Genomic DNA, 21,005 nt, shown 5'->3' with positions numbered 1-21,005 from the left:
CGTCCTGATGATGAAGAGCTTCGAGTGATCAGAGGCTGCCGCCCGGCAGGGCGCCAGGGCTCAGGCGGCACCGGTGCCGCCGCCGCCGGGCACATGCGCGGCGGAGAGCATGACCCCGTCCAGCAGGCCGTACTCCTGGGCTTCCTCGGCCGAGAACCAGCGGTCCCGGTCGGAGTCCTTGGTGATCTGCTCGAAGGTCTGGCCCGAGTGCTGTGCGATCAGCTCGGCCATGCGGCGCTTGGTGTGCAGCAGCTGCTCCGCCTGGATCTTGATGTCGGTGGCGGAACCGCCGAGGCCCGCGGAGGGCTGGTGCATCAGGATCCGGGTGTTCGGCAGCGCGAACCGCTTGCCGGGGGTGCCCGCGGTGAGCAGGAACTGCCCCATCGAGGCGGCCATGCCCATGGCGATGGTGACCACGTCGTTCTGGATGAACTGCATGGTGTCGTAGATCGCCATGCCCGCGGTCACCGAACCGCCGGGGCTGTTGATGTAGAGGAAGATGTCCTTGTCCGGCTCTGCGGCCAGCAGCAGCAGCTGCGCGGTGATCTTGTTGGCGATGTCGTCGTCGACGGCCTGGCCGAGGAAGATGATTCGCTCGCCGAGCAGTCGGTTGTAGACCTGGTCGCCGAGTCCACCGGGGTTCGGCTCGCCGGCGGCGGAAGGCATCGGAGTCGTCACGTATCCACCTGCTCGTTGTCGGACGGTAGACATGCCGTCACAGGGTCTTCGTCTGGGCCGGGTGCCGTTCCCTTCACGGGACCGCACCCTTTCTCCCTACGGACCCTAACGCGCGGGTGGTGGCCGACAATCCTGTACGGCCACCTGTTCGCTGTGAGCGCATGCCCTCGTGGGGGCACCTTCCCGCGCGTGGGCGGGCACCTTCCCGCGCGTGGGCGCGCCCCGCAGGAGCGCGGGGAACCGCGCCCCCGGCGGGACGGGGCGTCAGGCCTGCTCGGGCTCCGCGGCGTCACCCTCGGACGGGGCGTCGCCCTCGGCGGAAGCGGCGGCCGCCTCCTCCTCGTCCTCGTCCGTGAGGTCGACGACCTCACCGTTGGTGTCGGTGACCTTCGCCGCCTCCACCACGACCGCCAGCGCCTTGCCGCGGGCGACCTCGCCCACCAGCATCGGCACCTGGCCGCCCTCGACGACCGCCTGGGCGAACTGATCGGGGGTCATACCGGAGGTCGCGGCCCGCCGCATGAGGTGCTCGGTGAGCTCCTCCTGGTTGACCGACAGCTTCTCCTTGTTGACGAGCTCGTCCAGGATGAACTGGGTCTTGATGCCCTTGACCGCCTGGGTCTCCAGCTCCGCGTCGTACTCCTCGCGGGTCTTGCCCTCGCGCTCCAGGTAGGAGTCCCAGGTCAGCCCCATCTGCGGGAACTGGTGGTGCTCCAGGTTGTGCGTCCTGGTCTCGATCTCGTCCTTGAGCAGCTTCTCCGGGATCGGCACCTCGGTCAGCTCGATGAGCGCGTCGAGGACCTTCTCCTGGGCGGCGGTCGCCTGGTCGTACTGCTTCATCGACTCAAGCCGCTTGCGGCTGTCGCCCCGCAGCTCCTCCAGCGTGTCGAACTCGCTCGCCAGCTGGGCGAAGTCGTCGTCCAGCGCGGGCAGTTCGCGCGCCTGGACATCGGAGACGTCGACCTTGACCTCGGCGGGCCTGCCGGCGGCGGAGCCGCCCTTGAGCTCGGAGGTGAAGGTCGCGGAACCGCCGGCGGACAGGCCGGTGACGGCCTCGTCGATACCGTCGAGCAGCTGGACCGAGCCGATGGTGTAGCTGACGGCCTTGGCGATGCCGTCCTCCAGCACCTCGCCGTCCACCGCGGCCTCCAGGTCGACCACCACGACGTCGCCCTCGGCGGCCGGGCGGTCCACCGTGGTGGTGGACGCGAAGCGGTCCCGCAGCTGCTCCAGCGACTTCTCGACGTCCTCGTCGCTGACCTCGACGGCGTCGACGGTGACCTCGATGCCGGAGAAGTCCGGGATCTCGATGACCGGCCGGATGTCCACCTCGGCGGTGAACTTCAGCTCGTCGCCGTCGTTGAACTCGGTGATGTCGACGTCGGGCTGCCCGAGCACGTTCAGCTCGCCCTCGCTGACCGCCTCCGTGTAGAACTTCGGCAGCGCGTCGTTGATGGCCTCTTCGAGGACCGCGCCACGGCCGAACCGCTGGTCGATGACGCGCGCAGGGATCTTGCCCTTGCGGAAGCCCGGCACCGTGACCTGGTCGTTGATCTTCTTGTACGCCGCGTCGAGGCTGGGCTTGAGCTCCTCGAAGGGCACCTCGACAGTGAGTCGAACCCGGGTCGGGTTCAGAGTCTCGACGGCGCTCTTCACGGTTGGGTCTCCTTGGGGCTTTACGTTGATGGGGGCGGACCGTCGGTACGAGTCGTACGTGCGGCACTCGGCTTGGCCGCGTGCCCGGTCGCCAGCGGCCCATCCTACCGGTACCACAAAGCCCGCCGGGCGGGGTCGGACGAGGGCCCGCGGGCCGGCGCCACCGTACGTGCCGGCCCGCGCGGAACTGCTGGTCGGGGTGGCCGGATTCGAACCGACGGCCTTCCGCTCCCAAAGCGGACGCGCTACCAAGCTGCGCCACACCCCGCTGGTGCGACACGTAGAGTACATGCACCGTCGACCGTGGGCAGCCGCTCTTCCACCCGCCACTCATCCGGTTCGACCGGCAACCGTGCGATGTGCCAGAATCTGAGGCGCTGCGGGCGTAGCTCAATGGTAGAGCCCTAGTCTTCCAAACTAGCTACGCGGGTTCGATTCCCGTCGCCCGCTCTGTACGGCCACGGCCCGGGTGGCGGAGCGATTCCGCGACCCGGGCCGTCGTCATTTCCGATCTTCTTCTAGCTCTCCGTGCCCCCCACGTGCCCCTTCCTGCCGGAGCCCCGCTTGAGCGCCTTCACGATCATGCCGTCAATGGCGTCGGCGATCTCGCGTTCCCGCTCCTGATTGCCGTGCTGATAGATCAGCGCGGCGCGGCTCGAACCGTGGCCCAGCCGGATCATCAGCTCTCTCGTACTGGCGTCCGTCCGTGAGGCGAGCGTGTTGCCGGTGTGCCGAAGATCATGGAAGTGCAGACCCTTGATCCCAGCCTCGGCACACGCCTTCCGCCATAGCCCGTTGAAGTGGTTCCGGCGAGGCGTGGCCCCCTTCGCTCCGACGAAGATTCGACCCTGAGCACCAGGCTCGGCGTACACCCGCAGGTGCACGTTCACGACCGGCATGATCGACGCCGGGATCGCTACGGAGCGCTTCCCCGCCTCACTCTTCGGAGCCTTGTAGACCCGCTTCCCGCTGTTCAGCTCGGAGACCGAGCCCCGTACCCGGATGACGGCCCGCTCGACGTCGAGATCCTGGCGGCGCAGGCCCATCAGCTCGCCCCAGCGCAGGCCGCAGAACGCGGCGAGGAGCACAAGCGCGCGATAGCGCGGCTGGCCGGCGTCAGCAATCGCGAAGACCTCGGGGATTGTCGCGGTCGGTCGCTCCGGGGTGTGGACCGTGCCCCCGTTCTTGATCTGGCACGGATTGCGCCGGATCAGGTCGTCAGCAACGGCCGTCCCCATGATCGTGCGGAGGAGCGCGTACGCCTTGGCCACGGTCGGAGCACCGGTGCCGGCGTCCAGCCGGGCACGTCGCCAGGCCCGAACGGCAGCAGGAGTGACGTCGGCGATGGTCATCCCACCGAAGGTCGGCAGCAGGTGAACCCGGAGCAGGATGCCGTACAGGCCGGCCGTGCTCAGGGCCAACGGCCGCTCGGCGATCCAAGCGGTCGCGTACGCCTCGAACGGCACCTTAGACGCGTCAGGGTCCCGCCAGTCCGGCTGACGCACCTCGGTCTGCCGTTCGGCCAGCCAGTCGTCAGCGTCCCGCTTCGTGGCGAAGGTCTCGGGTGCCGGGCGGTCGATCCCGTCCGGACCCCGGTAGCGAGCCTGGTACCGGCCGGAGGGCAACTTGCGGACCCGGCCGAACGTCCGGCGCTTCTTGCTGGGCATCACGCCACCTTCCGCAGGTGCCGGGCGGCGGTACGGGGCTGGACCGTGTTCGCAGCGACGAAGGCATCGAGCGCGCTCGCCGGGATGCGGACGTGCCGGCCGACCTTGACGAAGGTGATGCGCCGTTCCTCGATCAGCCGCCGGGAGAAGCGCACTCCGGTGCCGAGCCGTTCGGCGGCTTGTTCCACTGTCAGTAGCCGGTCCATGGTCACCACTCCCCCTCGTTGTCGGCGATCTCGTGGCGTGCTTGGCGTGCGGTTTCTCTGGTCTGGGTGATGTCGCGGTGGATCTGTTGGGCGAGCCAGGATTCGCCGGGGGTGTGGCCGTGACCGGCGTAGGTCCAGTGGGCGATGACGAGGGTGCCGGCGTCCGGATCGGCGTCCAGGTCGGGGAGGCCGCGTTCCTTGCGTTCCTGGTCGGCGCGGTAGTCCGCGCGAGCCTGCCGGAGCGCTCCGAGGGTGGTGGAGTAGCGCCGGGCCTTGGTCGAGAAGTGGCCCCGGAAGCCGAGCATGTGAGCCCAGGCCCACAGCCGCCGGTCGGGATAGGTCGCGTCGAGGTCCCAGCAGGCTTGGATCAGCCGGCGGGTGTGGTCGGGCAGGTCGGGGAGCTTGTCGAGTTCGGCGAGTTCACCGATGCGGCGGTCGACAGTTCCCGTCGTCTCCGCCGCCTTGGTGGCGTACTTGGCGACGTAGGACGCGACGGCCTGTTCCGTCAGTTCCTCGCCGTGACCGAAGGCCCCGATGGGCTGCACGTCGAGCTGTGTGCCCCAGCGCAGAACCCGGGCGGCCTGGTCACCGGCGGCGGGAACGGTGACGGCAGCGCGGGCGGCAGCGGCGCGTAACGCGTCTTCCAGGAGGCCGGTGGTCGCCCAGGCCGGCGGGGCGGTGTCGGGACCGTCCGGGCCGTCGAAGCGGATCACGGCGTGGAAGTGGATCGCACCGCGCTTCTGGTATTCGGCGACCTTGCCGTAGGAGACGCGGAGCCGTTCGCGCAGTTCGCGTTGCGTGATGCCGACGCGGGCGGCGAGTTCGCGGGGCAGGTAGATGGTGACGTACCGCCAGAGGTCCGAGGCGTGGTTGTTCCACAGCACCGCCCCGGCGTAGTCGTACGAGTCGGGATCGAGCGGCGTGCCCAACTCCGGTGCCCCGTCCTGGTGGGGAGTGCCGCAGCGGCAGCGGCCGGCGGCAGGCCGGTTGTGGACCGGGCCGAAGGACGGGGCGGTGAGGGTGGCAAAGACCCGGGGGTGGTCGACCACGGTTGCGGGGACGCCTTTGCCGCCGGTCAGGCCGGACAGGATGAGCTGGTAGGTGTCGCCGGCGTAGGTCCATGCGCAGGCCGGGCAGCGCGAGGCACGGCGGTTGCCACAGGCGACGCGGAGCCGCCCGCCAGGCTCCCCACCGGTGTCGTAGGCGTAGAGGACCTGCCCGGTTGCCGGGTCGAGGGTGGTGGTCGAGCCGACCAGGTGGATCGGGTCGGAGCAGCCACCGGTGCGGGTGACCTGGTCGTGCCAGCGGTCAAAGCCGTCCGACCCGGCCACCCGCAGGAAGTCCTGCCAGGCAACCGGGTCCAGGCCCGCCGGAAGGGCGGTTGCGATCACGCGCCACCGTCCTTGCGGGGGTGGGTGTCGATCCAGTCCTCTGCGCACACCTTGTGGACGGGCTTGCCCGCATCGGAGCGGAGCGGGGTGGGCTTGGTGCACAGGACGCACGGCCTGTCGCCGGTGTGGTCGAAGTGCTTAGCGTCGCGCCAGTCGAGGAAGGCCACAGCGCTCACCTGCCGGCGGTGGTCAGGACGCGGCGGGTGGGGACGACACCGGTGCCCTTGCAGGCGGGGCAGGTGACGTTCAGGGTGCGGCGGGTGCCGTCGCCGTTGCGGGTGCCGGTGGCGATGGCCACGACGGGGAAGCCGTCGCAGTGGGAGCAGATGTGGCCCGGGGCGTGGGTGTGGTGCGGCATGATGGGTGTCCCTTTCGGGTCCGTTGGATCAGGAAGGTGGAGGCGCCCGGGGCGGCGGAAACTTGGCAGTAGAGGCCGCCCCGGGAGCCGCTAGGAACGGCGGTTGCGTCGGGTGGGGTAGGCGGGCGGGATCGCGTTGTAGGCGTCCTGGCCGTGCTGGAACGAGGCCGCGTCACCGTCGCCGGTCGCGGTGCGGTCGTACTCGCGGGCGATGCGGCGCACGGCCTTGCGGTCACCGTGGCGCTTGGCGTTGGCGAACTCCCGGCCCAGCTCGGCCATAGCGGGATTGGCCGGTGTGTCGCTCTTGCGGGTGAACAGGCCCACGACGCTCACCGGCCCTTGTGGGAGTCGTTGAGGATGGCGCGGGCGACCACGGCCACAACCGCGACGGAGGCGGCGGTGATGGCGACGGCCAGGAGCAGGGAGACGAGGACGACGCCGACCACGAGGACCACGGCGGTGCCGCCGACCACGACGGTCGCGACGCTGCCGGGGGTGAGCTGGACGACCGGGCGGGCCGGGGCCTGCGGGATCGGCATGGGCACCGGGGGCTGCGCCAGCGGGGCCGGGGCGGTGGTGTCGGTGTTCACCGGTGCCGGCGGGGTGGTGTAGGCGGTGACGGGCGGGGTGTAGGTGTAGTCCGGCGGGTACTTGGGCTTGAACATCCGAAGTCCTCTCCTGATCAGGTGGTGGTGCAGGTGTGGGTGCGGGCGGCGAGTTCGGCGGCAGCGCGGGTGGCGTAGTCGTTGGACCAGCCGCAGCGCGGGGCGGTGCAGGCGGCGATGGTGGCTTTGCGGCCGTGCCGGTCGCGGTGGTCGCCGACCTCGACGGGGCCGATACGGGCGACGTTGGTGAAGCGCTCGAAGCGGGCCATCGGGTCAGCCCTTCGGGTCGTGCAGGAAGTCGTCGGCGTGGTCGTGCAGCCACTGCGTGACGTCGGGTGCCTCGGTGTCGGTGGCGCCGGTGATGGCGCGCTCTCCGACTTCCACGGCTTCGACCAGGCGGCCGGCGCGGGTGAGTTCGGCGGACCGTTCCAGAGCGGTACGGGTGGACGGACGCATCAGGATTTCCTTCCGGGTCAGGTGAGTTGAGCGGCGATGGCGTCGGCCAGCGCCGGGGGGACGCCGAGGCGGGTCCGCAGGGTGGCGGTGTCGATCGGGGTACCGGTCGCGGACCGGTGGGCGGCGGCGATCTTCCGGGCGTGATCGACCAGCGCAGCCGGCACCGTGACCGCCGGGGGCACGGCCGGGGCGGGGGCGGGCGCGGGGGCCGGTTCATGGGCGCGTTCGAGGACGACCGGCACAGCAGGCTCCGGGACCGGCAGCGCCCCACACTGGTCGGGTGCGGTGTCGGGGATGAGGCGGTGGACCTGACGCATGAGCGCGCCGAAGGCGAGCAGCGCGGCGAACGGGGGCACGGCGGCGACGACGTAGTGCAGCAGCGGCTGCCGGGCACCGACGCCGGCGACGTTCAGGCCGATCGAGCCGAGGGAGCCGGTGACCGTGAGGCCGATGGCCCACCAGTCGGTACGGCCCCGCAGTGCGGCGAGGAACATCAGCACCTCGCCGGCCACGATGAACAGATCGAGCGTCGCGGGCCACGCCCAGCGCCGGGCCGGTGAAGCGGCAAGCCCGTTGGTGCGGGCGACGTCGGCGAGGTGGGCGTAGGAGAGCCAGAACGCGGCGGCGGTCAGTACGACGATCACGACTCCGGCGACGATCACGGCGGCCTGTTCGGCTTCCGGTTTGGTCATGGCGATCACGCCTCTCCGGTGCCGAAGCAGGTCAGGCACATGCCGTCCTGCTTTCCGACGACGCGGTGCCGGCGGCCCACACGAACGGTCACGGCGACGGTTCCGGTGCCCTTGCAGACCGGGCACTTCTCCGGCACCGGCTCGGCAGCGGGCTTGGCGGGGCGGGCGGCGGTCTTGCGAGCAGCCATGGCACGGACCTCCTTCCAGGACGTTTTGGGCATGGAGCGGGTAGGGAGCTGGCGTGAGGCGGTCACGCCGACCGGTGGACAGGTTGGGTCAGGCGGTGGCGGGGAACGGCCCGGGAACCGGCGCGGTGGTCGTACCGAGAGGCGGCAGGACGGGCCGGAAGGGTGCCAGCGCGGGCACCTCGGGTGTCAGCTCGGCATACGCGTTGCAGGCGGCGACCGCGTCACGCAGCGAGACGTGTGGGGTGCGGATCCGGGACCAGCCGCCGGAGGTGTCCGCGACGATCGCGACACCCGGTTGATCCGGGGCGATGGCCAGGACCGAGGCCAGAGCCTCCGGGGCGATGTCGCCGAAGGCCATCTTCGCGGACGCTTCATCGTTGACGCGGTGGCACACCCGGCCGGTGAGCTGAGCGCGCAGCATGGTCACGCCGTCGCCCAGCTCGGAGCCGAAGCGCTGACCGCACACTTCGAGGTAGATGCCGGCCGCCCGGGCGAGCTGACCGAGACGGATCAGGGCGGTGATGATCCGCTCCCGGCGCTTCTTCTCCGACGCGGTCGCGATCAGGAGCAGTTCGGCTATCTCATCGATCATGACGACGATCGGCACCGGGCGGATCTTGTCCGGCAGGCCCCAGATGTCGGAGGTGATCTCCGCGTCCGGGGTGTCCGCGCTGATCCGCTGTGCGGCACGGATGACCTGGAAGCGCTCCGTCATCTCGTCAACGAGCGCTTCGAGGAGATCGGCGGCGAGCTCTGCGGTGTCGGCCATGGCGGTGAACCGGCGCGCCAGCGGGGCGAGTTCGACACCCTTCTTGCAGTCGATCCCGACCAGCGCGACCGGCTGAGGAGCGAGCTCCCTGATCAGGCCGCGTTGGTAGACGGACTTGCCCGACTCGGTCGCGCCCACGGTCAAGCTGTGCGGCACCTTCCGGAAGTCCCGGTAGTGCACGGTCCCATCCCCGCGCAAAGCGACCGGCACCCGCAGGGCCGAACGTTCCGCACGGGCCGGCAGGTGCACCCGGCCGAGCACGTCATAGCCGGTCATCGACAGTTCCAGGACCCCGGAGCGGATCTCCTTGACCGCGACCTGGTGAAGGCGCCAGGAGTGCCGCAACCGGTCGGCGGCAGTGATCACGTCGAAGGCGTCCTGCCCCGGCTGGAGCCGGATGCGGGCAACCAGGCCCGTGCGGGTGGTCCGCAGACGCAGGAGCTTCGGGGGCCGGTTGGCCGGCATCTCCCGGCGCAGCGCCCGGGCGACCGCGATCCGTGCCCGTGACGGGGGAACCGACAGGCCGCACGCGTCCATGACGGAGGCGTAGGACCAGCCGACCCTCACCCGAGCAGCGGGGCCGCCGATGACCAGCCAGTACAGGTCCGGGCGGACCCGGCGCAGGATCAGCACAGCGGCGATCCCGGCGCCGGATAACACCAGTACGGTCACCACGGCGATCAGCCCTTGCCGTTCGCGGCAGCCGCCGGCATGAGCGAGGTCACGGCCACGGCGCGGAAGCTGATCCCGTGCCGCTTCTGCCCGTTGAACTCGTTCTCCCAGTCCCGCGCCCGCAGACCCGTCACCGCGACCAGCGTGCCCGGCGTGAGCGTTGCGTCGATGCCGGTCTCCGGGATGGTCACCTGGAACAGGTCACCCTGCCCCTCATCCGAGACCAGCAGGCCCACCGTCCTCAGCGGCGCACCGGTCTCGCGGTCGATCGCGATCTCACCGGTCTGCTTGTTCACCAGCTTCGGCACCGGCGGGGTCGCCACGAACACCGTGGCGGTCGAAAGGTCGATCTTGAACGAAGCCATACGGCAACTCCTGTGCTGGGTGGAGGAGTAGAGCGCTCCCCCACGAGCGTCAGCTTGTATATCCAAGCTGTACCTTCACGGTACGGCGGTCAACTTGGATATGCAAGTGGGGAGTTGAAAAAGGAGAGCCCGAAGGCTCTCCCTGGCGGCGCAGTTGATCAGGGAACGTCGATCACGTACCGGAAGACGTGACGATCGCACGGCACCCGAGAGTCGAGCACTTCCACCGTCTGACCAGCGGAAGTGTGCGCCGTACGAAGCACTCGCGCGAGTGGCACTCCGGGCGGAATCTTGAGCGCGTCAGTCTCTGCCGGCGTGGGCATACGGATTTCAAGATCTTCTACGAAGTGCGTGATCCGCTGTCCGATCGGCCCGTCTGGATCTTCGATCAGCCGACTGACGCCACCGCGAATCCGGCGCGCCTCGGTCACCTCGGTGCCGGCGAACAGGGCAGCGGGGTAGTAACCGTCAACCAGTTGCATCGGTTCGTCGTTCACGAAGAACGCCCGACGCCGGACGATCACCTCGGCGCCGTCGGCGACCCCAAGTCGCTCCGCCACGTCAGGAGGTGCGGGCACGGTCTCTACGGACGAGATCCGCTGTTCGGGTCGCAGCCCCTGAGCCGCAGCCTCCGCGTTGAAGTTGCTGACGCCGGTGTCGCGACGCTCGCGGAAGTTGGCTCCGGTGGTGAGCATCTGCACGTTCGGTCGGGGCCGCACGAAGACGCCTCGGCCCTGTTCGCTGATCAGCAGGCCGTCTGCCTTGAGCAGTGCCAGCGCCTTCCGCACCGTGACGCGCGTGGTGTCGTACTGATCCTTGAGCTCGTTCTCAGACTTGAGTTTCTCGCCGGCGCGCAGCTTCCCCAGCAGGATCAGCGTGCGCAGTTCATCGGCGATCTTCCGGTACGTCGGAAGATCCTTCTCCGCCATCTAGGTCACCTCGACTTGGCTATGCAAGCCAGCTTACGGGCGACACCGACAATCGTCACCCGGCGTAGGCCCAGCCGGTCCAAGCGGCAACACGGATGGCGACAACCGGCCCTTGAGGCGGAGTCTCCTCGTACTGGTGGTACTTCGTCTGGAGTTGAGCGACAGCCTTCAACCGGTCGTCGCCGTCCTCCCAGATCTCCGCGCGCCCATCAGCCCGAGCCCACCACAAGGCCGACCAGTCATCTGCGTACCGATCGGCGATGACCGCCACCGCCGGGTTTTCAGCGATGTTCCGCAGCCGCCGCAGGTTGGTCGAGCGCTTCGGCTTGTGGTCGATCACGAAATAGATCACGTCGCCGTCCACCACGAAGGTGATCGGCACGACGTGCGGCACGCCAGCAGCATCGGCCGTCGCCAAGCGCGCGACGGGAGAGCTTGCGAAGCGCTCGCGAGCCTCAGCGGCGGAGATGTCCATGGTGCGAACGTACCCGCGACGACAGGCGTTGTTACAGATTTCCCTACCTCATCAAGCTCCCGGCGTCGCTGCCGCTCCGCCGGGCGCGCGTCCGGCTCCCGGCCGCGCCGTCGCTCCTGTCTCCGCCCCGCTCGGCCCGGCCGAAGCCGCGCGCGCCCGCAAGGGTGGGCCGAAGGGCATGAGGGAGAACCACACCAGCCCACAGCAGAAGTCACGACGATGCCTCCGGCGGGGGCGCTCCGCATCCGGGATGAACCAAGCCCGGCCGGCGAGTGCACGTTCATCGTGGCGAGCGAGGGAGCTCCCATCCCATCTGCCATCGACCCGGGCAAGCCGAGCAGTCGCGGCCCAGGGCGTCAAGGTCGTTCGTACAGTGGCGCGCTCCACCTTGACGCCCTGAACCACGCCCGCTCCACAAGAGTGCGGGCCGACAGCAGACGGGATGAGAGCAGGGGGCGTGGCTAGGGTGTGGGGGTGAAAGTCCACGTGCAGAAGGGGTGAGCGTGATCATGTTGAGGCGGAGGGATCGGGCACCTGACAGGCCATCCGGGCGTCACATAGACCGGCGGTGGCAAGCCGCCTACATCGCCGTGACGTTCCTCCTGGCAGTCTCCACCGACGACATAGTCATCCGGCTTCTGCTCACCGCCTCGGCGATTGGGGCGGGATACTCGCTCGGGCGCAAGTCCCAAGAACGTGAGCGGGTATCGGCGCGATGACTCGACTTAGCTTGGTCGATCTTCCGGTGACCTTCGAGCGGCCCCTCCGACTGTTCACTTACATCATCGGGCACAGTCAGCTTCTGCTCAGAGGGCAGCAGGACAGCGAACGAGGCCACTCGACCACGCTGGAAGTGCTCTTCAAGGACGTTAGCGCCCTATCGGTCCGGGACCGCTACCCCTCACTGATCATCCGGGCAGCATCCAGCCAAGAAGAGGATGAACTGCGCGAAGCAGTTCCTGGCGCTTGGTATGACGCGCGGGCCTTCGTCCTAGGCGAGGGACTGTTGGGCGGGTTCGTGGTAGCAGGCACCGTATTCTGGGGCGAGTCTTCTGCTCCTGAGACGTACGGGAGCTTCCTTGTCCCGGACTACAGTCTGCCGCGATTTGATCCGGACCAGCCGCACCGCTCCGACTGTCAGACGATCTACACCCCCTATCCGCAACGCCAGTAGGGCGTGCCCGCCGCGTGCCCGTCTGACGGGCGTTCAACGGGGAACCACGGGGAACAGTGGCGGTCTCGACCCGTAGGCCCTGGAAGGGGCCTTCCCAGGTCACGGCGGGGCCGCCGCACTCGTCTTCCAAACTAGCTACGCGGGTTCGATTCCCGTCGCCCGCTCTGTACGGCCACGGCCCGGGTGGCGGAGCGATTCCGCGACCCGGGCCGTCGTCATTTCCGGGCGCGGTCCCGGCGCGGGCGGATCCGGCGTTCCGGCCGCTCGTGGATATTCGGGAGCGCTGATCAGGGCTGCCAGCCAGGATGTCCTCGTGGCCTACTCCGAAATCAATGTCCATGGCGCGCCCGAGGACGGGCCGTACGCGTGTCCGTGCTGCGCGTACATCACGCTCACCCGACGGGCCTACCACGAGACCTGCCCCGTCTGCGATTGGGAAGACGACGGCCAGGACGACCACGACGCCGATGAAGACCGCGGCGGGCCGAACTGTCTCTCCCTCACCGAGGCCCGCGAGAACTTCAAGGCTTTCGGCGCGAGCCAGGAACGACGCACTCGGTATCTGCGGGAGCCGCTCCCCCACGAGTTCCCGGACGACCGCAGCGACTGACGCGCCACGCGGGGTGGGGTCAGTCGACCGGGATGCCCTGGGGGGATTTGATGCGGCGCATGATCATCTGGGAGTTGACGTCGCTGACGCCCGGCAGGGCGATGAGCTTGTCGGTCCAGAAGCGCTCGTAGGCGTCCGAGTCGGCCACCGCGATGCGCAGCAGGCAGCCGGGGGCGCCGTAGAGGCGGTAGGCCTCGACCACGTCGGTGGTGGACTGGACCTCGGCCTCGAAGGCGGCGACGGAGTCGCGGTCGCGCTGGACCTCGACCGAGGCGAAGACCTCGAAGCCGCGTCCGACGGCTGCCGGGTCGACCACCGCGCGGTAGGTCTGGATCACCCCGTCGTCCTCCAGCTGGCGCACCCGGCGCAGGCACGGGGAGGGGGTCAGGCCGACCCGCTGGGCCAGCTCCTGGTTGGTGAGCCGGCCATCGGCCTGGAGTTCGCGCAAGATACTTCTGTCAATGGCGTCCATCGGGGCATTATCACCCCGCCTTCCGGGGAGTACCGGCCGGTATTCGCAATCATATGGCGGGTCTACGCGCATATCATTGCAGGGGACCGGTACCGCCGTGCCGCCGTGCCGTCGGCGGCCCCCGCGGCACCACGCAGCACGGTCGGCACAACGGCAGCAGTGGAGGCGGAGGCATCGTGCGACACGTCGTGGTCATCAGCACCGGAGGCACCATCGCCAGCCGATGGCAGGGCGACGGCTACGCGGCGGAGGCCGCCGGCCGGGAGGTGCTGGAGGCGGGCGCCGTGCCCGAGGGCGTCGAGGTGCGGGTGGTGGACCTCTTCACCGTCAACAGCTCGCGGCTGACCACCGGCCACCAGCTGCGGCTGCTGCACGCGGTGCACGACGTGCTCGCCGACCCGGAGGTGGACGGCGTGGTGGTCACCCACGGCACCGACACGCTGGAGGAGTCCGCCTTCTTCGTCGACCTCTTCCACGGCGACCGGCGCCCGGTGGTCTTCACCGGCGCCCAGCAGCCGCTGGACGCGGCGGACGGCGATGCGGCCGGCAACCTCTACGACGCCCTGCTGACGGCCGCCTCCGGCCGGGACATCGGCGCCGTGATCGTCTTCGCCGGCCAGGTCTTCGCCGCCCGCGGCACCGTCAAGCGGCACACCCTGGACGCCCGCGCCTTCGGCGACCCGGACGGGCTGCCGCTGGGCCGGGTGGAGTTCGGCCGGGTGAGCTGGGGACGGCGGCAGCCGCGGCGGGAGCCGCTGCCGCTGCCGGAGCGCGACGTCGCCTCGCCCCGGGTGGACATCGTGATGCACCACAGTGACGCCGACGCGGTGCTCTTCGACGCCGCCGTGGCGGCCGGCGCCCGCGGCATCGTGCTGGTCGGCACCGGCGCGGGCAACGCGAACCCGGAGATCGCCGAGGCCGTGCACCGGGCCGTCGCGGCCGGGGTGCAGGTGGCGGTCAGCACCCGGGTGGCCGCGGGCGCGGTGGCACCGCTCTACACCGGCGGCGGTGCGGTCGACCTGGCAGCGGCGGGCGCGCTGCTGACCGGCACGCTCAAGCCCGGCCAGGCGCGTATCGCGGTGCTCGCCGCCCTGCTGGCGGGCCGGGACGCACCGGCGGGTGAGGACCGCGAGGCCGGCGCGCGGCTGCGCCGGATCCTGGACACCACGCCGAAGGCGGCGTCCGCGTCAGAGCTTTATCTGGTTGATGGTGTCGGCCACTGAGTTGAGGAACCGGTTGATGTCCGGCGCCATGTTCGTGGACGCGAGGAAGAAGCCGAAGAGGGCGGCGACGATCGCCGGGCCCACCTTTATCGACTTGGACCGGATCATCACCACCAGGACGATCGCAAGCAACAGTGCGGCGGACAGGGAGATAACCACAGCGGATCACTTCCTCTTTCGGTTCTTGCCGGTCCGGGGACCGCGCCGCGCCCCCCGCCTCGCCCGTATCCATGGTGCCACCGGTGACCGACAATCAACGCCCGTACGACACACGGCCCATAGTCCCATTCCCGTGGGCTAGTCGCGGCACACCACCAGCAGCGCACGGTCGTCGTTGACGTCCTTGGCCACCGCCTCGATCAACCGCCAGGCGGAGCCGCGGAATCCGGTGGCCACGAAACGGTCGGCCTCGCCGATCAGCCGGTCCATGCCCTCGGCGATGTCCCGCTCCGCGGTCTCCACCAGCCCGTCGGTGAACAGCATCAGGACGTCGCCGGACCGCAACGTGCCCTTGACGCCGTGGAATTCGGCCCCGTCGTAGACGCCGAGCAGCGGCCCCTCGGCGGCCTTCTCCTCCCACCGGCCGCTGCCGGCGTGCAGTTGGACGCCCGGCGGGTGGCCGGCGGACAGCAGTTCGTAGTCGCCGCTCTCCAGGTCGAGCACCAGGTGCACGGAGGTCGCGAAGCCCTCCTCCCAGTTCTGCCGCAGCAGGTAGCCGTTGGCCGCGGTGAGGAAGGCGTGCGGCGGCAGCGAGCCGAGCAGGCCGCCGAAGGCGCCGGACAGCAGCAGCGAGCGCGAGGCGGCGTCCATGCCCTTGCCCGACACGTCGGTGAGCACCGCCTCAAGCACCCGGCCGCCCGAACTGCGGGTGGCGACCACGAAGTCGCCGGAGAAGGACTGGCCGCCGGCCGGCCGCAGCGACATCTCGGCGTGCCAGCCGCCGGGCAGCCGCGGCAGCCTGCTCTGCACCCGGATTCTTTCCCTGAGGTCGAACAGCATGGTGTGCCCGCCCCGCCACGGCACGCCGACCCTGGCCCTGAACTGGGCGATGACCAGGCCGGCCAGCGCCACCGCGGTCACCACGAGCACCGTGCCGGGGGTGACCCGGGCCGGGCCCTCGCGGTACGGGCCGAGCGCGGCCGACTCGGCGATCAGCGCGACGGCGGAGGCGGCGTAGACCAGCAGCAGGCTGGAGGGGCGCAGCAGCAGCCCGCCGGCCAGGATCGGCAGCACCAGGGCGCTGGGCGGGCACCATTCGGGCGTGATCACGGTGGTATACGCCAGGATCGGTATCACCGCGACCAGGACGCCGAGGCCGGCCCAGTCGGAGGCGCCGCCGCGGAAGTAGTCCACGGCGGACTTGCGCACGCTGAGCCGGGCCCGGTGCAGCCGTCTGCGCCACCTGAGCCGAGGCCCCTCGCCCACCGCCGTTTTTGCCATGTCCCGGCGACCATACCCACGGATGGCCCTGCCGTGCAGGCAGGATGGCCTGTGAGCCGTCCGGGTGAGACAGAACGAGACGGGAGATGCCCGGGAAAACGGAGTCGGCGAAAATTACGTATCGCCGCCGCCGCTCGTCCTGGTAGTCAGAGCGTATGACGATCGATCTGCGCCCGCCGGCGGCCGGGGACTGGGACGAGTTCGTGCTCCGCCTGGAGCGGGCCTTCGGCGAGCCGGCCATGACCTCCGAGGAACGGGCGATGTGGCGGGACTTCCTGCCCCTGGAGCAGGCGCTGACCGCCCGGGCGGACGGCGGGATCGTCGGCACCGCGGGCGCCTTCGACTTCCGGATGACGGTGCCCGGCGGGACGCTGCTCGACGTGGCCGGCGTCACGATGGTCAGCGTCCAGCCCACGCACCGCCGCCGCGGGGTGCTCACCGCGATGATGCGCCGCCAGCTGGACGACTTCCGCGAGCGAGGCCTCGCCGTCGCCGTCCTGCTGGCCTCCGAGCCGTCCATCTACGGCCGGTTCGGCTACGGCACCGCCACCCGGCAGTTGCACGGCCGGATCGACACCACCCGCGTCACGGTGCAGGCGCCGCCGGGCGCCGACGCGGTGCGGCTGCGGCTGGTCACCCCGGCGGAAGGGGTGGCTGCCTGCGAGGCGGTCTACGCCCGGGCGGTGCCCGGCAGGCCCGGCATGCTGGCCAGGCAGCCGGAGTGGGAGCGGCTGGCGCTGCTCGACCCGCCGGCGGACCGGGGCGGCTTCGGCGCCCGGCTGTGCGTGCTCGCCGAGGTGGACGGCGAGGTGCGCGGCTACGCCCGCTACAGCGTCAAGGCCGGCGGCACCGCACTCGGCGTGCCGGACGGCACCGTCAAGCTGAAGGATCTCGAAGCACTCGATCCGGTGACATACGCGGCGCTGTGGCGCTACCTCACCGACGTCGACCTGGTCGCCCGGCTGGTCTTCCACAACCGCCCGGCCGACGACCCGGTGCAGCAGATCGTCTCCGACATCCGCCGCTGCAACTTCAGCTGGCGCGACGGCCTGTACGTACGGCTGGTGGATCTCCCCGCGGCACTGGCGGCGCGCGCCTACGCGGCGCCGCTCGACGTCGTGCTCGACGTAGAGGACCCCTTCTGCCCGTGGAACACCGGCCGCTGGCGGCTGTCGGGTGACGCGAAGGGGGCGGTCTGCGAGCGCACCGGCGATCCGGCGGACCTGGCCCTGGCGGCAAGGGAGTTGGGCACCGCCTATCTGGGCGGCCACGGGCTGCGGGCGCTGGCCGGTGCGGGGCTGGTCACCGAACTGCGCCCGGGTGCGCTGGCCGAGGCGTCGGCGGCCTTCCGCTCCGACCTGGAACCGTGGGTGCCGCACGGCTTCTAGGCGCTGCTTCTCGCGGGGGGCTCAGGCCTGGCAGCGGGGGCACCAGAACAGGTTGCGGGCGTCCAGCGGCCGGGTGCGGACCGCGGTGCCGCACACCAGGCAGGGCTGGCCCGTACGGCGGTAGACGTAGACCTCGCCGCCGTGGTCGTCCACCCGGGGCGGGCGGCCCATCGCCGCCGGCTCATGCTCGGGGCGCACGGTGTCGATCCGGTTGGTGCGCACACCCTCGCGCATCAGCGCCACCAGGTCGGCCCACATCGCGTCCCACACCGGCCGCGGCAGATCGCGGCCGGCCAGGAAGGGGTCCACGCCGTGCCGGAAGAGAACCTCGGCGCGGTAGACGTTGCCGACGCCGGCGATCACCTTCTGGTCCAGCAGCAGCGCGGCCACGCTGATCCTGGACCTGGCGATCCTGGTGTAGACCCGGTCCGGGTCGTCGCCGGGACGCAGCGGGTCGGGGCCCAGCCGGTCGTGTATCGCCCGCTTCTCCGGCTCGGTGATCAGCGCGCAGGCGGCGGGGCCGCGCAGGTCGGCGTAGTGCGCCGACGTGGCGATACGCAGCCGTACGGTGTCGGTCGGCGGCGGCGTCGGGCCGTCACCGAAGCCGAACTTCCCGATCAGGCCCAGGTGCACGTGGACCCAGCCGGTGTCGCCGAAGCCGAGGAAGAGGTGCTTGCCGTGCGCTTCCGCGCCGGTCATCACCCGGCGGTCGAGCAGTGCGGCGCCGTCGGAGAACTTGCCCTGCGGGCTGCTCGCCCGTACCTGCCGGCCGCCGAAGCGCTCCTGGTGGTCGGCGGCCAGCCGGTGGATCGTGTGGCCCTCGGGCATCGCCCGTTCAGTCCTGCTGCGGGTGGTGGGCGGGAACCGGCGGGAGTTCGCCGGTGGCCTCGTACGCGCTGAGCATGTCGATACGGCGCTGGTGGCGCTCCTCGTGCGAGTACGGCGTCGTCAGGAACAGCTCGACGAACTTCAGCGCCTCGTCCCGCGTGTGCAGCCGGCCGCCGATGCTCAGCACGTTCGCGTCGTTGTGCTCGCGGGCCAGCGTGGCGGTCTGCTCGCTCCACGCCAGGGCGGCGCGGACGCCGCGCACCTTGTTCGCGGCGATCTGCTCGCCGTTGCCTGAGCCGCCGATGACGATGCCGAGGCTGCCGGGGTCGGCGGCGGTCCGCTCCGCTGCGCGGAGGCAGAAGGGGGGGTAGTCGTCCCCCGCGTCATAGATGTGCGGCCCGCAGTCCACGGGCTGATACCCGTTGCCTGTCAGCCACTCCACGAGGTGGTTCTTGAGTTCGAAGCCGGCATGATCCGAGCCGAGGTACACGCGCATGCGCCCAGTCTTCCACCTCGCCCTCCCCTCCGCTGGCCGCGGGGGGCCATGCGGTTGCCCTTACGCAGGGGGGCTTTTCGGGGGCGCGGGGAACGGCGCGCGCAACCGCACACCCGCCGGTGGTCCGGCACGGACCGAACAGCCCCCTTGGGACGGTGACGACCCCCGCCCCCGGTCGGGGCTTGTCGCGCAGTTCCCCGCGCCCCTGGTGGGCGCCGCCCACCGCAGAGGGCAAGCTCGGGGGTTTGCGCTGGCCGCGAGGTCAGTGATGGAGGAGGCGCCAGGTCGTGGGGAGGGCCGTCATGGCCAGGGCGGCCTTGAGGGCGTCGCCCAGGAGGTAGGGGCGCAGCCCCATGCTCAGGGCCTGGTGGGCCGAAAGGTGGGCGGAGGCGGCCAGATAGGGGACGCCCACCGCGTAGATGACGGCGGAGCCGAGCAGCATCACCGCGGCCGTACGCAGCACCGTACGGTCCCCGCCGCGGCGCGCGAGGAAGCCGACCACGCCGGAGGCGAGCAGCATCCCGAGGATGTAGCCGAAGGTCGGCATGGACCAGCCCGAGGTGCCGCCCGCGAACCACGGCAGCCCGGCCGCGCCGGCCGCGGCGTACAGGCCGAGCGAGGCGGCCCCGCGCCGCGCCCCCAGCGACGTGCCGACGAGCAGCGCGGCGAAGGTCTGGCCGGTGACCGGGACCGGGGAGCCGGGGACGGGCACCGACAGCTGCGCGGCGAGCCCGGTGAGCGCGGCGCCGCCGGCCACCAGGGCGGCGTCCCTGAGCCGGGCGCGGCCGGCGGAGGACGCGGGGAGCAGGTCGGCGAGTACGGTTCCGGCCCGGCCGGGGGCAGCTGTGGCGCTCATCGGTTCTCCGCGGGGTGAGGGTGTTCGGTGGGACCCCGTGACGCTAACCCAGCCGCCGAGCCCGCTTCATCGTCGGACCCCGACAAAGCCCTGATCATCCGCTTGGAGACTCCCGCACCCGCCCCGGGGGCCGTTTCCGCAGGTCGCGTGACCCACGTCACGCACACTGGCGGCCGGCCCGGGCGTGTATCACGCCCGCCCGGCCGCCTCGTGCTGTGCGGTTCCGCCAACTCAGACCGGCTGGATGAGATCCCACCGGTTGCCGTACAGGTCGTGGAAGACGACCACCGCCCCGTACGGCTCGTACCGCGGCTCCTCCTCGAAGACGACCCCGGCGGCGACCATTCGCTTGTAGTCGCCGTCGAAGTCCTCCGTGTTCAGGAAGAGCCCGACCCGGCCGCCGGTCTGGTCGCCGATCCTGGCGGTCTGCTCCGGCGTGGTGGCCCGGGCGAGCAGCAGGCCGGTCTCGCGGGCGCCGGGCGGCGCGACGACCACCCACCGCCCGCCGTCCTGCCGCGGGGTGTCCTCACGCAGCTCGAAACCGAGCGCGTCGGTGTAGTAGGCGATGGCCTCGTCGTAGTCCCGCACGACGACGGCCACCAGACCCAGGTGCGCCATGGTTCTCCGACCGTCCTACTCGAAGCTGGGCCCGGCGGTGCGGGAGCGCTTGATCTCGTAGAAGCCGGGGACGGAGGCGACCAGCAGCGTGCCGTCCCACAGCTTCGCCGCCTCCTCGCCCTTGGGGGCCGGGGTGACGACCGGGCCGAAGAAGGCGACCTGCGAGCCGTCGGCGCCGGGGACGGCGATCACCGGGGTGCCGACGTCCTGACCGACCTTGTCGATGCCTTCCTTGTGGGAGGCGCGCAGCTCGGCGTCGTAGGTGTCGCGGTCGGCGTGGTCGGCGAGGCCGGCGGGCAGCCCGACCGCTTCGAGCGCGGCGACGATGGTCTCCCTGGTCCTGGGCAGCGCCTGATTGTGGAAGCGGGTGCCGAGCGCCTCGTAGAGCGGGCCGACGACCTCGTCGCCGTGCAGCTGCTGTGCGGCGATCACCACGCGGACCGGGCCCCACGCGTCGCGCAGGAAGGTGGCGTAGTTCTCGGGGAGGGTGTCGAGCTTGTCCTCGTTGAGCACGGCCAGGCTCATCACGTGCCAGCGCACCTCGACGGGGCGGACCTTCTCGACCTCGAGCATCCAGCGGGAGGTCATCCACGCCCAGGGGCAGAGCGGGTCGAACCAGAAGTCGGCCGGTGTTCTCGTGGTCTCGTTGGCGGTCGCGGTCACTGCGTTCTCCTCGTGCGGGATGGCGGAGGCTGCGTCCGGTGTCGGCCGGGCGCGGCCCGGTCGGGCTGCGGATGGCACTCCTCGACGGACAACGCGCCGGAGGCGGCCCGGCATTCCCGCCGGCGGTGCC

At 70.8% G+C, this 21,005-nt stretch carries 29 protein-coding genes and 2 tRNA genes; 5 read left to right on the top strand and 26 right to left on the bottom strand.

The window, feature by feature from the left end; translation table 11 throughout:
* Positions 1–60: 60 nt before the first annotated feature.
* The 3 genes from OG702_RS24650 to OG702_RS24640 form a co-directional block, all read right to left on the bottom strand.
* Positions 61–666, bottom strand: coding sequence for an ATP-dependent Clp protease proteolytic subunit (locus OG702_RS24650; protein WP_327293355.1), 606 nt, complete (start codon positions 664–666; stop codon positions 61–63).
* Positions 667–942: 276 nt separating this feature from the next.
* A complete protein-coding gene (gene tig / locus OG702_RS24645; RefSeq protein ID WP_327291111.1) occupies positions 943–2,334 on the bottom strand; it encodes a trigger factor in 1,392 nt (463 codons plus the stop codon).
* 191 nt (positions 2,335–2,525) lie between these two features.
* Positions 2,526–2,602: transfer RNA gene (locus OG702_RS24640), tRNA-Pro, on the bottom strand.
* 111 nt (positions 2,603–2,713) lie between these two features.
* On the opposite strand from OG702_RS24640, the gene OG702_RS24635 reads away from it, so the two are divergent.
* Positions 2,714–2,784: transfer RNA gene (locus OG702_RS24635), tRNA-Gly, on the top strand.
* Between the two features lie 68 nt (positions 2,785–2,852).
* Here the strand turns inward: OG702_RS24635 and OG702_RS24630 are convergent.
* The 15 genes from OG702_RS24630 to OG702_RS24560 all read right to left on the bottom strand — a co-directional run bounded on the left by OG702_RS24630 (position 2,853) and on the right by OG702_RS24560 (position 11,107).
* Positions 2,853–4,001, bottom strand: coding sequence for a tyrosine-type recombinase/integrase (locus tag OG702_RS24630; protein WP_327291110.1), 1,149 nt, complete (start codon positions 3,999–4,001; stop codon positions 2,853–2,855).
* Positions 4,001–4,207 carry a helix-turn-helix domain-containing protein gene (locus tag OG702_RS24625; RefSeq protein ID WP_327291109.1) on the bottom strand — a complete coding sequence of 69 codons (207 nt, stop codon included), beginning with the start codon at positions 4,205–4,207 and terminating at the stop codon, positions 4,001–4,003. Before OG702_RS24625 ends, OG702_RS24630 begins: the two co-directional genes overlap by 1 nt.
* A gap of 2 nt (positions 4,208–4,209) precedes the next feature.
* A complete protein-coding gene (gene repSA / locus OG702_RS24620; protein ID WP_327291108.1) occupies positions 4,210–5,598 on the bottom strand; it encodes a replication initiator protein RepSA in 1,389 nt (462 codons plus the stop codon).
* Positions 5,595–5,774, bottom strand: a complete 180-nt coding sequence (locus tag OG702_RS24615) for a hypothetical protein (RefSeq protein ID WP_327293495.1) — start codon at positions 5,772–5,774, stop codon at positions 5,595–5,597. The genes repSA and OG702_RS24615 overlap by 4 nt, the downstream gene beginning before the upstream one ends.
* Positions 5,771–5,956: a hypothetical protein gene (locus tag OG702_RS24610; protein ID WP_327291106.1), complete on the bottom strand. Its 186-nt coding sequence runs from the start codon at positions 5,954–5,956 to the stop codon at positions 5,771–5,773. The genes OG702_RS24615 and OG702_RS24610 overlap by 4 nt, the downstream gene beginning before the upstream one ends.
* Before the next feature lie 90 nt (positions 5,957–6,046).
* Positions 6,047–6,289: a hypothetical protein gene (locus tag OG702_RS24605; RefSeq protein ID WP_327291105.1), complete on the bottom strand. Its 243-nt coding sequence runs from the start codon at positions 6,287–6,289 to the stop codon at positions 6,047–6,049.
* The gene (locus OG702_RS24600) at positions 6,286–6,621 is read right to left on the bottom strand and encodes a SpdD protein (protein WP_327291104.1); all 336 of its coding nucleotides are present in this window, start codon (positions 6,619–6,621) and stop codon (positions 6,286–6,288) included. Before OG702_RS24600 ends, OG702_RS24605 begins: the two co-directional genes overlap by 4 nt.
* Positions 6,622–6,638: 17 nt before the next feature.
* Positions 6,639–6,830: a mobile element transfer protein gene (locus OG702_RS24595; RefSeq protein ID WP_033176133.1), complete on the bottom strand. Its 192-nt coding sequence runs from the start codon at positions 6,828–6,830 to the stop codon at positions 6,639–6,641.
* A gap of 4 nt (positions 6,831–6,834) precedes the next feature.
* Complete coding sequence (locus OG702_RS24590) at positions 6,835–7,017, bottom strand: hypothetical protein (protein ID WP_327291103.1); 183 nt, start codon at positions 7,015–7,017, stop codon at positions 6,835–6,837.
* 17 nt (positions 7,018–7,034) lie between these two features.
* Complete coding sequence (locus OG702_RS24585) at positions 7,035–7,709, bottom strand: DUF2637 domain-containing protein (RefSeq protein ID WP_327291102.1); 675 nt, start codon at positions 7,707–7,709, stop codon at positions 7,035–7,037.
* 5 nt (positions 7,710–7,714) lie between these two features.
* The gene (locus OG702_RS24580; RefSeq protein WP_327291101.1) at positions 7,715–7,897 is read right to left on the bottom strand and encodes a hypothetical protein; all 183 of its coding nucleotides are present in this window, start codon (positions 7,895–7,897) and stop codon (positions 7,715–7,717) included.
* A gap of 88 nt (positions 7,898–7,985) precedes the next feature.
* Complete coding sequence (locus OG702_RS24575; protein ID WP_327291100.1) at positions 7,986–9,338, bottom strand: FtsK/SpoIIIE domain-containing protein; 1,353 nt, start codon at positions 9,336–9,338, stop codon at positions 7,986–7,988.
* 8 nt (positions 9,339–9,346) lie between these two features.
* Positions 9,347–9,703 carry an SCO3933 family regulatory protein gene (locus OG702_RS24570; protein WP_327291099.1) on the bottom strand — a complete coding sequence of 119 codons (357 nt, stop codon included), beginning with the start codon at positions 9,701–9,703 and terminating at the stop codon, positions 9,347–9,349.
* Between the two features lie 158 nt (positions 9,704–9,861).
* Positions 9,862–10,632: a GntR family transcriptional regulator gene (locus OG702_RS24565; protein ID WP_327291098.1), complete on the bottom strand. Its 771-nt coding sequence runs from the start codon at positions 10,630–10,632 to the stop codon at positions 9,862–9,864.
* 55 nt (positions 10,633–10,687) lie between these two features.
* A complete protein-coding gene (locus tag OG702_RS24560) occupies positions 10,688–11,107 on the bottom strand; it encodes a TIGR03668 family PPOX class F420-dependent oxidoreductase (protein WP_327291097.1) in 420 nt (139 codons plus the stop codon).
* Between the two features lie 745 nt (positions 11,108–11,852).
* On the opposite strand from OG702_RS24560, the gene OG702_RS24555 reads away from it, so the two are divergent.
* Positions 11,853–12,281, top strand: a complete 429-nt coding sequence (locus OG702_RS24555) for a hypothetical protein (RefSeq protein ID WP_327291096.1) — start codon at positions 11,853–11,855, stop codon at positions 12,279–12,281.
* Positions 12,282–12,594: 313 nt separating this feature from the next.
* Positions 12,595–12,891, top strand: a complete 297-nt coding sequence (locus OG702_RS24550; RefSeq protein ID WP_327291095.1) for a CPCC family cysteine-rich protein — start codon at positions 12,595–12,597, stop codon at positions 12,889–12,891.
* Positions 12,892–12,910: 19 nt separating this feature from the next.
* On the opposite strand, the gene OG702_RS24545 is transcribed toward OG702_RS24550, so the two are convergent.
* Complete coding sequence (locus OG702_RS24545; RefSeq protein ID WP_327291094.1) at positions 12,911–13,363, bottom strand: Lrp/AsnC family transcriptional regulator; 453 nt, start codon at positions 13,361–13,363, stop codon at positions 12,911–12,913.
* Between the two features lie 176 nt (positions 13,364–13,539).
* Here OG702_RS24545 and OG702_RS24540 point away from each other — a divergent pair, with 176 nt between their 5' ends.
* On the top strand, positions 13,540–14,586 hold the full coding sequence (locus OG702_RS24540) for an asparaginase (RefSeq protein ID WP_327291093.1): 1,047 nt from the start codon (positions 13,540–13,542) through the stop codon (positions 14,584–14,586).
* Here OG702_RS24540 and OG702_RS24535 read toward each other — a convergent pair.
* Both OG702_RS24535 and OG702_RS24530 read right to left on the bottom strand, forming a co-directional pair.
* Positions 14,551–14,745, bottom strand: a complete 195-nt coding sequence (locus OG702_RS24535) for a hypothetical protein (RefSeq protein ID WP_327291092.1) — start codon at positions 14,743–14,745, stop codon at positions 14,551–14,553. The two genes, OG702_RS24540 and OG702_RS24535, sit on opposite strands and share 36 nt — an antisense overlap.
* 138 nt (positions 14,746–14,883) lie before the next feature.
* Positions 14,884–16,026 (bottom strand): PP2C family protein-serine/threonine phosphatase, encoded by a 1,143-nt coding sequence (locus OG702_RS24530; protein ID WP_327291091.1) that lies wholly within the window; start codon positions 16,024–16,026, stop codon positions 14,884–14,886.
* A gap of 155 nt (positions 16,027–16,181) precedes the next feature.
* On the opposite strand from OG702_RS24530, the gene OG702_RS24525 reads away from it, so the two are divergent.
* The gene (locus tag OG702_RS24525) at positions 16,182–17,414 is read left to right on the top strand and encodes a GNAT family N-acetyltransferase (RefSeq protein WP_327291090.1); all 1,233 of its coding nucleotides are present in this window, start codon (positions 16,182–16,184) and stop codon (positions 17,412–17,414) included.
* Positions 17,415–17,435: 21 nt separating this feature from the next.
* Here OG702_RS24525 and OG702_RS24520 read toward each other — a convergent pair whose 3' ends face one another.
* From OG702_RS24520 to OG702_RS24500, 5 genes are all read right to left on the bottom strand, one after another.
* Positions 17,436–18,242, bottom strand: coding sequence for an Fpg/Nei family DNA glycosylase (locus OG702_RS24520; protein ID WP_327291089.1), 807 nt, complete (start codon positions 18,240–18,242; stop codon positions 17,436–17,438).
* 7 nt (positions 18,243–18,249) lie between these two features.
* The gene (locus tag OG702_RS24515; protein ID WP_327291088.1) at positions 18,250–18,738 is read right to left on the bottom strand and encodes a ribose-5-phosphate isomerase; all 489 of its coding nucleotides are present in this window, start codon (positions 18,736–18,738) and stop codon (positions 18,250–18,252) included.
* A gap of 262 nt (positions 18,739–19,000) precedes the next feature.
* On the bottom strand, positions 19,001–19,594 hold the full coding sequence (locus OG702_RS24510) for a biotin transporter BioY (RefSeq protein ID WP_327291087.1): 594 nt from the start codon (positions 19,592–19,594) through the stop codon (positions 19,001–19,003).
* A 231-nt stretch (positions 19,595–19,825) separates the two neighbouring features.
* Positions 19,826–20,212 carry a VOC family protein gene (locus OG702_RS24505; protein ID WP_327291086.1) on the bottom strand — a complete coding sequence of 129 codons (387 nt, stop codon included), beginning with the start codon at positions 20,210–20,212 and terminating at the stop codon, positions 19,826–19,828.
* Between the two features lie 15 nt (positions 20,213–20,227).
* Positions 20,228–20,875: a mycothiol-dependent nitroreductase Rv2466c family protein gene (locus OG702_RS24500; RefSeq protein WP_327291085.1), complete on the bottom strand. Its 648-nt coding sequence runs from the start codon at positions 20,873–20,875 to the stop codon at positions 20,228–20,230.
* Positions 20,876–21,005 lie beyond the last annotated feature (130 nt).

The sequence above is a fragment of the Streptomyces sp. NBC_01198 genome (genome assembly GCF_036010485.1).
Lineage (GTDB): Bacteria > Actinomycetota > Actinomycetes > Streptomycetales > Streptomycetaceae > Actinacidiphila.
The sequence above is the reverse complement of the archived record's forward strand: the minus strand, read 5'-3'. Positions and strand labels throughout refer to the sequence as shown.

Excerpts from the sequence above, each read along its gene's own strand:
- OG702_RS24650 (WP_327293355.1), bottom strand. The coding sequence starts at position 666 with ATGCCTTCCGCCGCCGGCGAGCCGAACCCCGGTGGACTCGGCGACCAG.
- OG702_RS24630 (WP_327291110.1), bottom strand. The coding sequence starts at position 4,001 with ATGCCCAGCAAGAAGCGCCGGACGTTCGGCCGGGTCCGCAAGTTGCCC.
- OG702_RS24625 (WP_327291109.1), bottom strand. The coding sequence starts at position 4,207 with ATGGACCGGCTACTGACAGTGGAACAAGCCGCCGAACGGCTCGGCACC.
- OG702_RS24610 (WP_327291106.1), bottom strand. The coding sequence starts at position 5,956 with ATGCCGCACCACACCCACGCCCCGGGCCACATCTGCTCCCACTGCGAC.
- OG702_RS24600 (WP_327291104.1), bottom strand. The coding sequence starts at position 6,621 with ATGTTCAAGCCCAAGTACCCGCCGGACTACACCTACACCCCGCCCGTC.
- OG702_RS24595 (WP_033176133.1), bottom strand. The coding sequence starts at position 6,830 with ATGGCCCGCTTCGAGCGCTTCACCAACGTCGCCCGTATCGGCCCCGTC.
- OG702_RS24590 (WP_327291103.1), bottom strand. The coding sequence starts at position 7,017 with ATGCGTCCGTCCACCCGTACCGCTCTGGAACGGTCCGCCGAACTCACC.
- OG702_RS24585 (WP_327291102.1), bottom strand. The coding sequence starts at position 7,709 with ATGACCAAACCGGAAGCCGAACAGGCCGCCGTGATCGTCGCCGGAGTC.
- OG702_RS24580 (WP_327291101.1), bottom strand. The coding sequence starts at position 7,897 with ATGGCTGCTCGCAAGACCGCCGCCCGCCCCGCCAAGCCCGCTGCCGAG.
- OG702_RS24570 (WP_327291099.1), bottom strand. The coding sequence starts at position 9,703 with ATGGCTTCGTTCAAGATCGACCTTTCGACCGCCACGGTGTTCGTGGCG.
- OG702_RS24565 (WP_327291098.1), bottom strand. The coding sequence starts at position 10,632 with ATGGCGGAGAAGGATCTTCCGACGTACCGGAAGATCGCCGATGAACTG.
- OG702_RS24560 (WP_327291097.1), bottom strand. The coding sequence starts at position 11,107 with ATGGACATCTCCGCCGCTGAGGCTCGCGAGCGCTTCGCAAGCTCTCCC.
- OG702_RS24545 (WP_327291094.1), bottom strand. The coding sequence starts at position 13,363 with ATGGACGCCATTGACAGAAGTATCTTGCGCGAACTCCAGGCCGATGGC.
- OG702_RS24530 (WP_327291091.1), bottom strand. The coding sequence starts at position 16,026 with ATGGCAAAAACGGCGGTGGGCGAGGGGCCTCGGCTCAGGTGGCGCAGA.
- OG702_RS24525 (WP_327291090.1), top strand. The coding sequence starts at position 16,182 with ATGACGATCGATCTGCGCCCGCCGGCGGCCGGGGACTGGGACGAGTTC.
- OG702_RS24520 (WP_327291089.1), bottom strand. The coding sequence starts at position 18,242 with ATGCCCGAGGGCCACACGATCCACCGGCTGGCCGCCGACCACCAGGAG.
- OG702_RS24515 (WP_327291088.1), bottom strand. The coding sequence starts at position 18,738 with ATGCGCGTGTACCTCGGCTCGGATCATGCCGGCTTCGAACTCAAGAAC.
- OG702_RS24510 (WP_327291087.1), bottom strand. The coding sequence starts at position 19,594 with ATGAGCGCCACAGCTGCCCCCGGCCGGGCCGGAACCGTACTCGCCGAC.
- OG702_RS24505 (WP_327291086.1), bottom strand. The coding sequence starts at position 20,212 with ATGGCGCACCTGGGTCTGGTGGCCGTCGTCGTGCGGGACTACGACGAG.